The sequence below is a fragment of the Pantoea agglomerans genome (assembly GCF_021397715.1).
GTDB classification, from domain to species: Bacteria; Pseudomonadota; Gammaproteobacteria; order Enterobacterales; family Enterobacteriaceae; genus Pantoea; species Pantoea astica.
Map to the genome: position 1 here is coordinate 1,427,658 of NZ_CP090207.1, position 13,862 is coordinate 1,441,519.

The 13,862-nt window shown below is 58.4% G+C and carries 13 protein-coding genes; 9 read left to right on the forward strand and 4 right to left on the reverse strand.

Going from position 1 to position 13,862, the window contains the following annotated elements; all coding sequences use genetic code 11:
* Window positions 1-32 precede the first annotated feature (32 nt).
* Window positions 33-1,088 (reverse strand): YeiH family putative sulfate export transporter, encoded by a 1,056-nt coding sequence (locus tag LZU96_RS06770; protein ID WP_233987582.1) that lies wholly within the window; start codon window positions 1,086-1,088, stop codon window positions 33-35.
* Window positions 1,089-1,194: 106 nt separating this feature from the next.
* Here LZU96_RS06770 and LZU96_RS06775 point away from each other — a divergent pair, with 106 nt between their 5' ends.
* From LZU96_RS06775 to LZU96_RS06795, 5 genes are all read left to right on the forward strand, one after another.
* Window positions 1,195-1,560, forward strand: a complete 366-nt coding sequence (locus tag LZU96_RS06775) for a YkvA family protein (protein ID WP_233987583.1) — start codon at window positions 1,195-1,197, stop codon at window positions 1,558-1,560.
* An 18-nt stretch (window positions 1,561-1,578) separates the two neighbouring features.
* Window positions 1,579-2,445 carry a DNA-binding transcriptional regulator YeiE gene (gene yieE, locus LZU96_RS06780; RefSeq protein ID WP_233987584.1) on the forward strand — a complete coding sequence of 289 codons (867 nt, stop codon included), beginning with the start codon at window positions 1,579-1,581 and terminating at the stop codon, window positions 2,443-2,445.
* 117 nt (window positions 2,446-2,562) lie between these two features.
* Window positions 2,563-4,029: an amino acid permease gene (locus tag LZU96_RS06785; RefSeq protein ID WP_233987585.1), complete on the forward strand. Its 1,467-nt coding sequence runs from the start codon at window positions 2,563-2,565 to the stop codon at window positions 4,027-4,029.
* A 421-nt stretch (window positions 4,030-4,450) separates the two neighbouring features.
* Window positions 4,451-5,527, forward strand: coding sequence for a FecCD family ABC transporter permease (locus tag LZU96_RS06790; RefSeq protein ID WP_233987586.1), 1,077 nt, complete (start codon window positions 4,451-4,453; stop codon window positions 5,525-5,527).
* Complete coding sequence (locus LZU96_RS06795) at window positions 5,527-6,315, forward strand: ABC transporter ATP-binding protein (protein ID WP_233987587.1); 789 nt, start codon at window positions 5,527-5,529, stop codon at window positions 6,313-6,315. The genes LZU96_RS06790 and LZU96_RS06795 overlap by 1 nt, the downstream gene beginning before the upstream one ends.
* A 74-nt stretch (window positions 6,316-6,389) precedes the next feature.
* Here the strand turns inward: LZU96_RS06795 and fghA are convergent, their stop codons facing one another.
* The 3 genes from fghA to ptrR all read right to left on the reverse strand — a co-directional run bounded on the left by fghA (window position 6,390) and on the right by ptrR (window position 9,385).
* Complete coding sequence (gene fghA / locus LZU96_RS06800) at window positions 6,390-7,235, reverse strand: S-formylglutathione hydrolase (protein ID WP_233987588.1); 846 nt, start codon at window positions 7,233-7,235, stop codon at window positions 6,390-6,392.
* A gap of 12 nt (window positions 7,236-7,247) precedes the next feature.
* Window positions 7,248-8,372, reverse strand: coding sequence for an S-(hydroxymethyl)glutathione dehydrogenase/class III alcohol dehydrogenase (locus tag LZU96_RS06805; RefSeq protein ID WP_233987589.1), 1,125 nt, complete (start codon window positions 8,370-8,372; stop codon window positions 7,248-7,250).
* 101 nt (window positions 8,373-8,473) lie between these two features.
* Window positions 8,474-9,385, reverse strand: coding sequence for a putrescine utilization regulator PtrR (ptrR, locus tag LZU96_RS06810; protein ID WP_233987590.1), 912 nt, complete (start codon window positions 9,383-9,385; stop codon window positions 8,474-8,476).
* A gap of 128 nt (window positions 9,386-9,513) precedes the next feature.
* On the opposite strand from ptrR, the gene LZU96_RS06815 reads away from it, so the two are divergent.
* The 4 genes from LZU96_RS06815 to galS all read left to right on the forward strand — a co-directional run bounded on the left by LZU96_RS06815 (window position 9,514) and on the right by galS (window position 13,831).
* Window positions 9,514-10,641 (forward strand): YbfB/YjiJ family MFS transporter, encoded by a 1,128-nt coding sequence (locus LZU96_RS06815; protein WP_233987591.1) that lies wholly within the window; start codon window positions 9,514-9,516, stop codon window positions 10,639-10,641.
* A 125-nt stretch (window positions 10,642-10,766) separates the two neighbouring features.
* Window positions 10,767-11,432: a GTP cyclohydrolase I FolE gene (gene folE, locus LZU96_RS06820; protein ID WP_233987592.1), complete on the forward strand. Its 666-nt coding sequence runs from the start codon at window positions 10,767-10,769 to the stop codon at window positions 11,430-11,432.
* A 50-nt stretch (window positions 11,433-11,482) separates the two neighbouring features.
* Entirely contained in the window at window positions 11,483-12,643 is a 1,161-nt protein-coding gene (gene yeiB / locus LZU96_RS06825) for a DUF418 domain-containing protein YeiB (RefSeq protein WP_233987593.1), read from the forward strand.
* A gap of 147 nt (window positions 12,644-12,790) precedes the next feature.
* Complete coding sequence (gene galS, locus LZU96_RS06830; protein WP_233987594.1) at window positions 12,791-13,831, forward strand: HTH-type transcriptional regulator GalS; 1,041 nt, start codon at window positions 12,791-12,793, stop codon at window positions 13,829-13,831.
* Window positions 13,832-13,862: the final 31 nt, after the last annotated feature.

Below are 13,862 nucleotides of genomic sequence, written 5' to 3' on the forward strand. Positions count from 1 at the left end.
GCACTGAAGAGACGGCATGATACCTGATGCGGTTAGCCCATGAAATGTTGCACCAGCAGATTGATGGCGCCGCCACCGACGATCAGCCAGATAAACACCAGCGCACCCAGCAGCAGCGGTTTCACGCCCGCTTCACGTAATGCACTGAAACGGGTGGTTAATCCCAGCGCTGCCATCGCCATCGCCAGCAGTAATCCGGCCAGCTGATTCAGCATTGCGACAACTTCAGCCGGTAACAGGTGCAGCGAGTTAAACAGCGCAACCGCAATAAACAGCAGCGCAAACCACGGAAAGGTCACCGGACCCGAAGCCTGCGCGCGTGGCGTCTGGCGGCGCAGCACCGCACTGAGGCAAAGCAGGAACGGCGCCAGCATCATCACCCGCAGCATTTTGGCAATCACTGCGCTGTTCTCGGCATCCGACCCGATGCTGTGTCCGGCAGCCACTACCTGCGCCACTTCATGAATGGTTGAGCCGGTAAACACGCCAAACTGCGCCTGATCAAGGGCAGGGAAGAGCGTATGCGCCAGTGGCCACAGCAGCGGATAGATAAAAATGGCCAGGGTACCAAACAGCACCACTGTGGCGATAGCGACCGCGACTTTTGACGCTGCCGCTTTAACCACCGGTTCGGTCGCCAGCACCGCCGCCGCACCACAGATACTGCTACCGGCACCAATCAGCCAGACGGTATCGCGATCCAGCTTCAGCAGGCGTATCCCCAGCAGACAGGTAATAAAGAAGGTGCTGCTCAGGGTGAGTGCATCAATCAGGATACCGCTGAGGCCGACGTCAGCGATCTGCTGCAGCGTGATGCGGAAGCCGAACAGAATCACCCCCAGCCGCAGCAGCTTCTGTTTTGCCAGCGCCACGCCGGCATCGCAGTGTGGGGAAAGCGGCGTATAGATGCTGTTGCCGATAATAATGCCCAGCACAATCGCCAGCGTCAGCGATCCCAGCCCCCAGGAGGCGATCGCCGGTTGCCCGGCCAGCCAGCTGGCGGCAGCGGCAATCAGCGCGGTCAGCAGCAAACCAGGGAGCCAGAGCTGAAGCTGAGGGTGCGTTTTGTGAATGCTCAGATCTGCCATGTCGATTCCTCCTTCTGATTGAGACCCGATCATGGCGCTGGCTGGCTTAAAAGTGAAATTGATAATATATTTATAATTGACCAGAATAATCGATAAGACGGCTATTATGCTATTTTCGCGTCTGCGCCGGTGGGCGAGGCTGATCAAAAGGGACATCGTGGTGCTGTGGTTTGCCTTTCGCGATCCGCGCACCCCGTGGTGGAATAAGCTGGCGATGATGGGGCTGGTCGCTTATGGCATCAGCCCGATCGATATCATTCCGGATGTGATCCCGTTTGTGGGTCTGCTGGATGATGCGGTGATCATTCCCTCTGGCGCAATGATACTGCTGCGTCTGCTGCCACGCGAGGTGCGTATCAGCAGCAGCGAAAGGGCGCAGTCCCAGCGTGCGCGCGGCAAAAAAATCGCCGGCTGGCTGGTGCTGATCGCGTTGATCTGGCTGGCGGTGGTGATCTATCTCATCAGGCAATAAGTGATTTAAGGAGCGCCGATGCACATTACGCTGCGGCAGATAGAAGTATTCACGGAAGTGCTGAAAAGTGGCTCAACCACTCAGGCGTCACAGCTGCTGGCGTTGTCACAGTCGGCCGTCAGCGCGGCGCTGGCCGATCTGGAAAACCAGCTCGGCGTACAGCTGTTTGATCGGGTCGGTAAGCGGCTGGTGCTGAATGAGCATGGGCGACTGCTCTATCCGCGTGCGGTTGGCCTGCTGGAACAGGCCAGCGAAATTGAGCAACTGTTTAAAGAGGACAACGGGGCGATTCGCATTTTTGCCAGCAGCACCATCGGCAACTATCTGCTGCCGGGCATGATGGCGGCTTACCGGCGTGATTTTCCCGGCCTGCCGCTGGAGCTGAGCGTCGGCAACAGTCAGGATGTGATCACGGCGGTGTCCGATTTCCGCGTTGACGTTGGCCTGATTGAAGGACCCTGCCACATGACCGAACTGGTCAGTGAACCCTGGCTGGAGGATGAGCTGGTGGTGTTTGCCGCCCCGGATGCGGCGATCCTGCAACAGCCGGTGACGCTGGAGACGCTGGCCGCTGCGCCGTGGATCCTGCGTGAACGCGGCTCCGGCACCCGTGAAATCGTCGATTATCTGCTGCTGTCGCATCTGCCGACTTTTCAGCTGGGTATGGAGCTGGGCAATTCCGAGGCGATCAAACATGCGGTGCGCCACGGCATGGGCATCAGCTGTCTGTCACGTCGGGTGATTAGCGATCTGCTGGAGGCCGGTACGCTGGTTGAACTGGCGCTGCCGCTGCCGCGTCTGACCCGTACGCTCTATCGCATTCATCACCGACAAAAGCACATCTCGAAGGCACTGACCCGTTTTTTATCCTATTGTCGCGAGTGATTACTAATAATCCGGGCGCGATCATGAACGTAACTTATAACAGCGCGGCATTCGCTATACAGCGCAGGCTTAGCTGCTACAATCGCGCCTCATTTTTACCCAGCGTAGCGTTTACACATGCATAATGACTCAAATACAACACAACAACCTGCGTTACGACGTGCGTTAAAAGCACGTCATCTGACGATGATCGCCATTGGCGGTTCTATTGGTACCGGCCTGTTTGTCGCCTCCGGGGCGACCATTGCCCAGGCGGGGCCTGGCGGCGCGCTGCTCTCCTATATCCTGATCGGGCTGATGGTCTATTTCCTGATGACCAGCCTCGGTGAGCTGGCGGCCTTCATGCCGGTATCGGGCTCCTTTTCCACCTATGGCGCGAAATATGTCGAAGAGGGCTTTGGTTTCGCGCTCGGCTGGAACTACTGGTACAACTGGGCGGTGACCATCGCGGTTGACCTGGTGGCCTCGCAGCTGGTGATGAACTACTGGTTCCCCGATACCCCTGGCTGGATCTGGAGTGCGCTGTTCCTCTGCCTGATGTTCCTGATGAACTATATCTCGGTGAAGGGCTTTGGCGAGGCAGAATACTGGTTCTCGCTGATTAAAGTAGCGACCGTGGTTATCTTTATCGTGGTGGGCGTGCTGATGATTACCGGCATCATGCGCGGCGCGGAGCATGCAGGCTGGCAGAACTGGCAGGTGGGTGACGCACCGTTTGCCGGCGGTTTTGCAGCGATGATTGGCGTGGCGATGATTGTCGGATTCTCCTTCCAGGGCACCGAACTGATCGGTATCGCGGCGGGCGAATCTGAAGATCCGGCCAAAAACATCCCGCGCGCGGTGCGGCAGATTTTCTGGCGTATCCTGCTGTTCTACGTATTCGCCATCCTGATTATCAGCCTGATCCTGCCGTATACCGATCCGCAGCTGCTGCACAATGATATCAACGATATCAGCGTCAGCCCGTTCACTCTGGTGTTCCGCAATGCCGGGCTGCTGTCGGCGGCGGCGGTGATGAATGCGGTGATCCTGACGGCGGTGCTGTCAGCCGGTAACTCTGGCATGTACGCCTCAACCCGTATGCTCTACAACCTGGCCAGCGAAGGCAAAGCGCCGCGCATTTTTGCCCGGCTGTCAAAAGGCGGCGTGCCGCGCAATGCGCTGTGGGCCACCACCGTGGTGGCAGGGCTCTGCTTCCTGACCTCGAAATTTGGCAACCAGGAAGTGTACCTCTGGCTGCTCAACACCTCGGGTATGACCGGCTTTATCGCCTGGCTGGGTATCGCCATCAGCCACTACCGTTTCCGTCGCGGCTATGTGGCGCAGGGGCACGATCTGAATGCGCTGCCGTACCGTTCCGGCTTCTTCCCGCTGGGCCCAATCTTCGCCTTTGTGCTCTGCCTGATTATCACCCTCGGTCAGAACTACCAGGCGTTCCTCAATGACCGCATCGACTGGTACGGCGTGGCGGCGACCTACATCGGTATTCCGCTGTTCCTGATTATCTGGTTTGGCTACAAGCTGACGCGCGGCAGTCGCTTTGTGAAGTACAGCGAAATGGAATTTCCGGTTCACAAAGATTAACTTAGCGGATGGCACGGGCTCAGGGCGCTAATGCTATTGAGTCCGGTGCCTGGCAGCGCGCTTTGAGGCGTGCCTAAGGCGCTGGCTTAGCGCGCTACGTCCTGCGCAAATACGCCCTCTAAGGCAAGGTTCAGCGCGGGCGATTATGCACCTCATCCCTGAAGCGCGCCTTAGCCGGGCCAACGCTTTGCGTTGTTCAAATTGCGTTGTTCAAATTGCGTTGTTCAAAAAACGCAAAGCGTTTTTATCTGGGCGGCGCGATGCTTTGCGTCAGGCGTATGCTCCCTGAGCCAGTCTCCCACCTGTCACACCGTTTTTTACTGTTTTTTCCCCTCTCGTTTATGCTCACGAATTGATAATTATTATCACCTGCACTATTGTGGCTGCGTTTTCTGACGGCATAGCCACACAGGGTTAAAACATGACTACCGAAACTTCGCTGCTGGCGGGGGATGAGACGCTTCAGCACACCATGCAAAACTACCATCAGGTGCTGCGCCGCCGCCTGTTCTGGATTGGCATACTGCTGCTGGCGATACTCGCCTCGCTGATCCTCGACTTCACCCTGGGCCCGGCCGGTCTCTCACTGCAAACGCTGTGGAACACGCTGCTTAGCCCGGAGAGCGTCGATGCCGGTACTCGCGTTATTGTCTGGGACATTCGTCTGCCCTATGCGCTGATGGCGATTGTGGTCGGGCTGTCGCTGGGGCTGGCAGGGGCAGAGATGCAGACCATCCTGAATAACCCGCTCGCCAGTCCGTTTACCCTTGGCGTCTCGTCTGCGGCGGCGTTTGGGGCAGCGCTGGCGATCATTCTCGGCATCGGCATTCCCGGCGTCCCCGATCAGTGGCTGATCTCTGCGAATGCCTTCGTGTTTGCGCTGTTTGCTGCCCTGATGCTGGATGCAGTGACCCGCTGGACTCAGGTTTCGTCGGCAGGCGTGGTGCTGTTCGGCATCGCGCTGGTGTTCACCTTCAATGCGCTGGTCTCGATGATGCAGTTTATCGCCAGCGAAGATACGTTGCAGGGACTGGTGTTCTGGACCATGGGCAGCCTGGCGCGCGCCTCGTGGGAGAAGCTGGGCGTACTGACCGTGGCGCTGGCCATTCTGCTGCCGTTTTCACTGCTGAGCAGCTGGAAGCTGACGGCGCTGCGCTTAGGCGAAGACCGCGCGGTGAGCTTTGGCATCGATGTGCGCCGTCTGCGTCTGGCGACGTTGCTGCGCATCAGTATTCTCTCTGCGCTGGCGGTAGCCTTTGTCGGCCCAATCGGCTTTATTGGCCTGGTGGCACCGCACATCGCCCGCATGATGTTCGGTGAGGACCATCGCTTTTATCTGCCAGCCAGCGCGCTGGTCGGGGCGCTGGTGCTGTCGCTGGCGTCCGTCGCCTCGAAGAACCTGATCCCGGGCGTGATCATTCCGGTCGGTATTGTCACCTCGCTGATTGGCGTGCCGTTCTTCCTGAGCATTATTTTGCGTCATCGGGGGACAGTCTGATGAAACAGGGTCTGACGTTACGCGGGTTCAGTGCCGGTTATCCAAAGCACAAGGTGATTGAAAACCTCAATGTTGCGCCGCTGCCGCGTGGAGAAATCACCGTGCTGCTTGGGCCAAACGGCTGTGGCAAGTCAACGCTGCTGCGGGCACTGGCCGGGCTGAATAAAGGCCGTGGCGAACTGTGGCTCAATGGCGAAAACCTGATGACCCAGCCGTTTGCACAGCGGGCAAAGCATGTGGTTTATCTGCCTCAGTCATTGCCGGCCGGCGTGCATCTGCACGTGCTGGAGTCGATTATCGTGGCGCAGCGCGCCTCCGGTGGCCTGCACAGCGCTAACAGCCAGGCGGAAGTGATGCACCTGCTGGAACAGCTGGGTATTGCTCATCTGGCGATGCGCTACCTCGATCAGCTGTCGGGTGGGCAGAAGCAGCTGGTCGGGCTGGCGCAGTCACTGATTCGTCGTCCGGCGCTGCTGCTGCTGGATGAACCGCTCAGCGCGCTCGACCTGAATTATCAGTTTCACGTGATGGATCTGGTGCGACGTGAAACGGCTCAGCGCAACATGGTGACGGTGGTGGTGGTGCATGACATCAATATCGCGCTGCGTCACGCTCAGCATGCGTTAATGCTGAAGCAGGGCAGTCTGGTCGCCGAAGGTCAGCCGGATCGGGTCATTACACCCGCCACGCTGGCACAGGTGTATGGCGTGGAAGGCCGGATTGAGCACTGTAGCCGCGGTATGCCGCAGGTGATGATCGACGGGCTGGTACACGACGCACTGGTGTAATGCTGAAGCAGGGCGGTTAACCGCGAAGAAGAGAAATACCTCATCGCCTCCGGCAGGAGACGATGAGGTGAGGCTTAACGCGCCAGCAGATGCTGCGCGTGGAAGCGCAGATGATCCTCAACAAAACTGGCGATGAAGAAGTAGCTGTGATCGTAACCCGGCTGAATACGCAGGGTCAGCGGGAAGCCCGTCTCACGGGCCACCGACTCTAACCGCTCCGGCTGTAGCTGATCGGCTAAGAACTGATCGCTATCGCCCTGATCGATCAGCATCGGCAGGCGGTGTGAAACCTGCGTCATCAGCTGACAGCTATCATAGTCACGCCAGGCTGCGCGATCGTCGCCCAGATAGGCCTGAAACGCTTTCTGTCCCCACGGCACATCCATCGGATTCACTATCGGCGCAAACGCCGAGGCTGAGGCAAAGCGACCGCCCAGACGCAGCGCCAGCATCAGCGCGCCATGTCCACCCATTGAATGCCCCATGATCGACTGACGTTCGCTGACCTTGAAGTTATCCGCAATCAGCGCTGGCAGCTCACTGCTCAGATAATCGAACATGCGGAAATGGCGGGCCCACGGCTGCTGCGTGGCATTGAGGTAGAAACCGGCGCCCTGGCCGAGATCGTAACCCTCATCATTCGCCACCTCTTCACCACGCGGGCTGGTATCCGGCATGATCAGCACCAGACCCAGCTCCGCCGCGACGCGCTGCGCCCCGGCTTTGGTGGTGAAGTTTTCATCATTGCAGGTCAGGCCGGCCAGAAACCAGACCACCGGCGGCGGCGCATCATCGTGCGGAGTCGGCAGATAGATGCTGAAGGTCATCGGGCAGTTCAGCACCGCCGACTGATGACGCCAGCGCTGTTGCCAGCCGCCGAAAATGCGATGTTCTTCCAGAAGCTCCAGAGTGGATGCCATAACGCCTCCTGATTACTTGTTAAAATGCACCACCGAGCGGATCGATTTCCCTTCGTGCATCAAATCAAAGGCGTCATTAATCTCTTCCAGCGGCATGGTGTGGGTGATGAAATCATTCAGCGCAAACTTGCCGTCGAGATAATCCTGCACGATGCCTGGCAGCTGGGAACGGCCTTTCACGCCGCCAAATGCCGAACCGCGCCAGACGCGACCGGTTACCAGCTGGAAAGGACGGGTTGAGATCTCTTCGCCCGCACCGGCTACGCCGATAATCACTGACTCGCCCCAACCCTTATGGCAACACTCCAGCGCCGAGCGCATCACGTTGACGTTACCGATACATTCAAAGGAGTAATCGACGCCGCCATCGGTCAGTTCAACGATCACTTCCTGAATCGGCTTATCGTAATCTTTCGGGTTAATCAGATCGGTGGCACCCAGCTTACGTGCCAGATCGAACTTACTGGTGTTGATGTCGATGGCGATGATGCGACCGGCTTTCGCCATTTTGGCACCGATCACCGCGGACAAACCAATACCGCCGAGACCGAAGATCGCCACGGTGTCGCCTTCCTTCACTTTGGCGGTGTTCATCACCGCGCCCATGCCGGTGGTGACGCCGCAGCCCAGCAGGCAGACTTCTTCCAGCGGGGCTTCTTTGCTGATTTTCGCCAGCGAGATCTCCGGGATAACCGTATATTCAGAGAAGGTCGAGGTGCCCATATAGTGGAAAATCGGCTTACCGTCTTTGAAGAAACGGGTGGTACCGTCTGGCATCAGGCCTTTGCCCTGGGTGGTACGAATCGCCTGGCAGAGGTTGGTTTTGCCGGACAGGCAATATTTACATTGACCACACTCCGGGGTGTAGAGCGGAATCACATGGTCGCCGACTTCGACGCTGGTGACGCCTTCGCCGACCGCTTCAACGATGCCACCGCCTTCATGGCCGAGGATCGCCGGGAAAACGCCCTCAGGATCGGTGCCGGACAGGGTATAGGCATCGGTATGGCAAACGCCGGTCGCCACGATGCGAACCAGCACTTCACCTTTCTGCGGCGGCATTAAATCGACTTCTTCAATTTTCAGCGGTTCGCCAGCAGCCCAGGCAACAGCGGCACGGGTTTTGATCATATTCATGCAATCCCTCTTCCAGTCAGATTGTGACGCGCAGTGGCGTCTGGTTGGTCGTGATGATTCAGAGCCTGGCCCGCCAGGCTCTTAAACATAGCGCGGAACGCTTATTCCGCCGTCTGTAATGGGTGGATCAGCTCATCGTTGAGCGGGCGATCGTCAAATTGTTCGATAATCAGGTATTTCAGCGCTTCGACATTCGGGGTAAACGCATCGCGTCGCCACATCAGCCAGGTAGCCGTATCACGATAGCCTGGCGGCAGGCTGTGCGCCTGAACCCGTGAACGATCGGCCATCTGCTTCAGCACCGAGGCCGGGATCATCGCCACGCCCGCGCCGCCTGCCACACAGGCCAGCATGGCGTGATAGGACTGAATCTCCATCACGTTGTCAGGCGCGGTCTGGCTGTCGCGATACCAGCTTTCCAGCTTCACCCGGTAGGAGCAGCTATTGCGAAAGGCAAACAGCGTATCCCCCTGAACGTCACGCGCGCTGCTGATCGGCGCGTGATCCAGCCCGGTGATCAGCACCATCTCCTCGCGAAAGGCGATACAGCCGTTGAGATCGTCATGAGAAACCGGGCCATCGACCAGCGCGGCGGCTAAGGTGCCTTCACGCACCCGATCGATGATTTCGCCCGAGGTGCCGGTGATCAGCGACAGCGCCACTTTGGGAAAACGCTGGTGATAGGCGGCCAGCAGGCCAGGCAGTCGGGTCGCCGCGGTACTCTCCATCGATCCTAAGGCAAAATTACCGGCCGGTTCGCCGGTGCGGGTCATGCTCATCGCTTCTTCGCTCAGCGCCAGGATACGCTGCGCATAATTCAGGAAATTATGGCCCATTGGCGACAGGCGAATGCGCTGCTTCTCACGAATAAACAGATCAACGCCTAACTCTTCTTCCAGCTGGCGCAGCCGTGTGGTCAGATTAGAGGGTACGCGATGCAGCTGTTCTGCTGCGCGCGCCAGCGAACCGCTTTCGGCGACGGAACAGAACATACGTAGCTGTACTAAATCCATATCTTCTCTTCCCGTAAACAACTTGGTTAATATTATTCACTTTCCGTGAGTTTAAACATCCTGCATGCTGTAAGCAAGTCGGAAAAGATCTCAGGTCAGCACCAAACCAGCACAACAGGAGTTCAGCCATGGCGGTACGCGTCGCGCTTAGCGCATTTTTAACCTTATTTGTGGCAATGGGGATCGGGCGCTTTGCCTTTACGCCGCAGGTACCGCTGATGATTCAGGAGCACCAGCTGACGCTGACCAGTGCCAGCCTGGTGGCGGCATTAAACTATCTCGGTTATCTGTGTGGCTCTTTTGATGCGATGCGCGCGCACCGTCGGGTAGAGCTGCGGTTGCTGGCCGGTGTCTGGGGCGCGGTGATCCTGACGCTGCTTTCGGCCTGCGTTAGCGGTCCCTGGCTGCACGGGGCGATTCGTTTCCTGATTGGCTGGGCCAGTGGCTGGGCGATGGTGCTGGTGGCCGCGTGGAGCAATGAACAGCTGCATCGGCATGGCAGGGCAGGGTTATCGGCGGCGGTGTTTGCCGGTCCGGGCTGCGGTATCTTTGTCAGCGGTCTGCTGGCGGTCGCGCTGCACAGCTTTCAGGTATCTGCATCGCTGGCATGGGCCGCTTACGGCGCGCTGGCGCTGCTGCTGATTGCGCTGATTAGCCGTAACCTGCCGCGTCGGGGCGAACTGCATCGTCCGGATCAGGCACCTGAACCGCTGGTGCTGAACCGCGATCTGAAGCGGCTGGTACTGAGCTACAGCCTGGCGGGCTTTGGTTACATTTTGCCTGCCACTTTTTTGTCGCAGATGGCGGCGGCACGCTTTCCTGACGGGGCATTCGCGCAGTTCGTCTGGCCAATCTTTGGCGGGGCGGCGATGGTCGGCATTGTGATCGGCATTATGACCCGGCGCTGGGGCAGCAGCCATGCCCGGCTGGCGCTGGTGCTGTGGGCGCAGGCGCTGGGCGTGCTGGCGGCAGCGCTGTTGCCGGGCTTCAGCGGCTTGCTGATTGGAGCGCTGCTGGTGGGTGGCGGCTTCCTCAGCGTGGTGCAGCTGTCACTGCTCTATGCGCGTGAACTGGCACCGCAGCATCTGCGCTACATGGCCGGATTACTCACCACCGGTTATGCGGTCGGGCAACTGGTCGGCCCGCTGCTGTCGTTTCTGTCAACCGCGCTGCTGCACCGGCTGGAACCGGCGTTGTGGGTGGCGGGCGCGAGTCTGGTATGGGCGGGTCTGCTGGTCTGGCGACGCGCTGCCTGACCCGCGTTGATCACCAATCTGATTGATTGCTGGATTCCCCGCAAAGAAAGTTTCACAATACGCGCTCAGTAACAGGGCCCGCAGGCATTCACCGGCGGGCGCAACACCAGCCGGAGAAGAGTACGATGAGCACCTTAAGTCAGGAAGCTGCCCTGGTTCATGAAGCGCTGTTAGCGCGTGGCCTGGAAACGCCGTTACGTGCACCGACGCGCGATCTCGATGACGAAACGCGTAAGAGCCTGATTGCAGGCCACATGACCGAAATTATGCAGTTGCTGAATCTCGATCTGGAAGATGACAGCCTGATTGAAACCCCGCACCGCATTGCCAAAATGTATGTTGATGAGGTGTTCTCCGGTCTCGACTACGCCAACTTCCCTAAAATCACCGTCATTGAGAACAAAATGAAGGTTGATGAGATGGTCACCGTGCGTGATATCACCCTGACCAGCACCTGTGAACACCACTTTGTGATTATCGATGGCAAAGCGACCGTCGCCTATATCCCGAAAGATACGGTGATTGGTCTGTCGAAGATTAACCGCATCGTGCAGTTCTTCGCGCAGCGCCCGCAGGTGCAGGAGCGCCTGACGCAGCAGGTACTGGTGGCGCTGCAAACGCTGCTGGGTACCAACAATGTCGCGGTGTCGATTGATGCGGTGCACTACTGTGTGAAAGCGCGTGGCGTGAAAGATGCCACCAGCGCTACAACCACCACTTCACTCGGCGGACTTTTTAAGTCCAGTCAGAACACCCGCCAGGAATTTCTGCGCGCGGTACGCCATAGTTGAGTCAACGGCGGGCGCACTCTGGCGCCCGCGTCGTCAATGCAGGGTGCCGCATGCAACGCTATCACGCGCTGGATTTCATACGTGGATGTGCCATTCTCGGCATCCTGCTGCTTAATATTGTCGGCTTCGGACTGCCGTCCGCCGCTTATCTCAATCCTGCCTGGCAGGGCAGCGTCACGCTCTCTGATGCCTGGACATGGGCGGTTTCTGACGCACTGGCTCAGCTCAAGTTCCTCACCCTGTTTGCGCTGCTGTTTGGCGCGGGTCTGCAAATGCAGCTGCCGCGCGGCAGCCGCTGGCTGACCGCTCGCCTGACGCTGCTGGTCTTATTCGGTTTTCTGCACGGCGTGTTTCTGTGGGAAGGCGATATTCTGCTGGATTACGGCATTATCGGTCTGGTGATATGGCGGGTTTTGCGCGATGTTCCCTCGACCCGCAGCCTGATGAACACCGGCATTCTGCTCTATCTGCTGGGCTGTGGCGTATTGCTGGTGTTCGGGTCGATTTCCGACCATCAGGCGACCCGTTCATGGCTGCCGGGCGCGGCCGATCTGCAATATGAGCAATACTGGAAACTGACCGGCGGCTGGGATGCGGTGCAAAACCGGCTCGATCACCTCGCCTCGGGTTTAATGGCGCTGGCGGCACAGTATGGCTGGCAGCTGGCGGGCCTGATGATGATTGGCGGGGCGCTGCTGCGCAGTGGCTGGCTGACCGGCGAATTTTCACCACAGCATTATCGTCAGGCGGCTGCGCTGCTGCTGACGATGGGGCTGTCGATTGCGGTGGCCGGCGTGGCAGCGCAGTGGCTGTTACATTGGGAATTTCGCTGGACCGGCTTTTATCTGCAAACCCCGCGTGATTTAGCGAGTCCGCTGATCAGCCTCGGCTATGCTGCACTCTGCCTCGGCTACTGGTCACGAATTAGTCGCTGGCGTATTAGCTATGCGATTCAGTGCGTTGGCCGGATGGCGCTAACCAATTACCTGCTGCAAACCCTGATCTGCACCACGCTGTTCTATCGTTTCGGGCTGTTCATGCATTTCACCCGTCTGCAACTGGTGATGATGGTGCCCGCGGTGTGGCTGATCAATCTTCTGTTTTCACTCATCTGGTTACATTACTTTGCGCAGGGGCCGCTGGAGTGGCTATGGCGGCGTCTGACGCTGCTGGCCGCCGGTAAACCTGCCGTCACTGACAACGCCAGATAATGACCGCCATCACAAAGGTTGCAGAATTGTATGTAACCGTTTTCATTGATGTGACGCAATTCACGCTGCCTGCCTCCCGCCCCTGACAAAATAGCGCCGGTGTTCAACCCGGCGTGATGCCTTATTCTTCCTCTGTGGAACTGCTGCATGATAACGATTCGTGATGTTGCCCGTCAGGCTGGCGTGTCGGTAGCGACCGTCTCGCGCGTACTCAACAATAGTAGCGCTGTCACGTCTGATACCCGTGACGCCGTGTTACAGGCGGTTGACGCGCTGGGATATCGCCCTAACGCCAACGCGCAGGCGCTGGCTACTCAGGTCAGCGACACCATCGGCGTGGTGGTGATGGATGTTTCCGATCCCTTCTTTGGCGCACTGGTCAAAGCGGTCGATACCGTGGCGCAGCGCGTACACAAGCATGTATTAATCAGCAACTCCTGGCATCAGGAAGAGAAAGAGCGCCACGCGATTGAGGTGCTGATTCGGCAACGCTGCAGTGCGCTGGTGGTCCATGCGAAAACGCTTTCAGACCAGGAGCTGGCTGAATTTATGCAACATGTACCCGGCATGGTGGTGATTAACCGCATCGTGCCCGGTTTTGAGCACCGCAGCGTCAGCCTCGATAACGTCACCGGCGCGCTGATGGCGTCACGAACGCTGTTACAACAAGGGCATAGCCGCATTGGCTACCTCTGTTCCAGTCATCCGATTGAGGATGTCGCCCAGCGCCGCGAAGGCTGGCTGCAGGCGATGGCGGAGCAGGGCATCCGGCCGCAGGAGAGCTGGATCGCCAGCGCTGAGCCCGATATGCAGGGCGGAGAAGCGGCAATGGTGGAACTGCTGGGGCGCAACCTCAATCTGAGTGCGGTGTTTGCCTATAACGACGGCATGGCAGCGGGCGCGCTCACGGCATTAAAAGACAACGGTATTCAGGTACCACAGCATTTTTCTGTCATTGGTTTTGATGACATCCCGATTTCGCGTTACACCGATCCGCAACTGACAACCGTACGCTATCCCATTGTTTCTATGGCTAAACTGGCCACAGAGCTGGCGTTACAGGGCGCGGCAGGGCTGCTGGATGACACCGCAACTCACATCTTTATGCCGACGCTGGTACGCCGTCATTCGGTGGCGCAGCGGCAAAATGTGGAGTCCGTCACTAATTCAAGCGATTCAGCCATGTAACCGTTTTCAATCTGTGATTACATTCACAGTT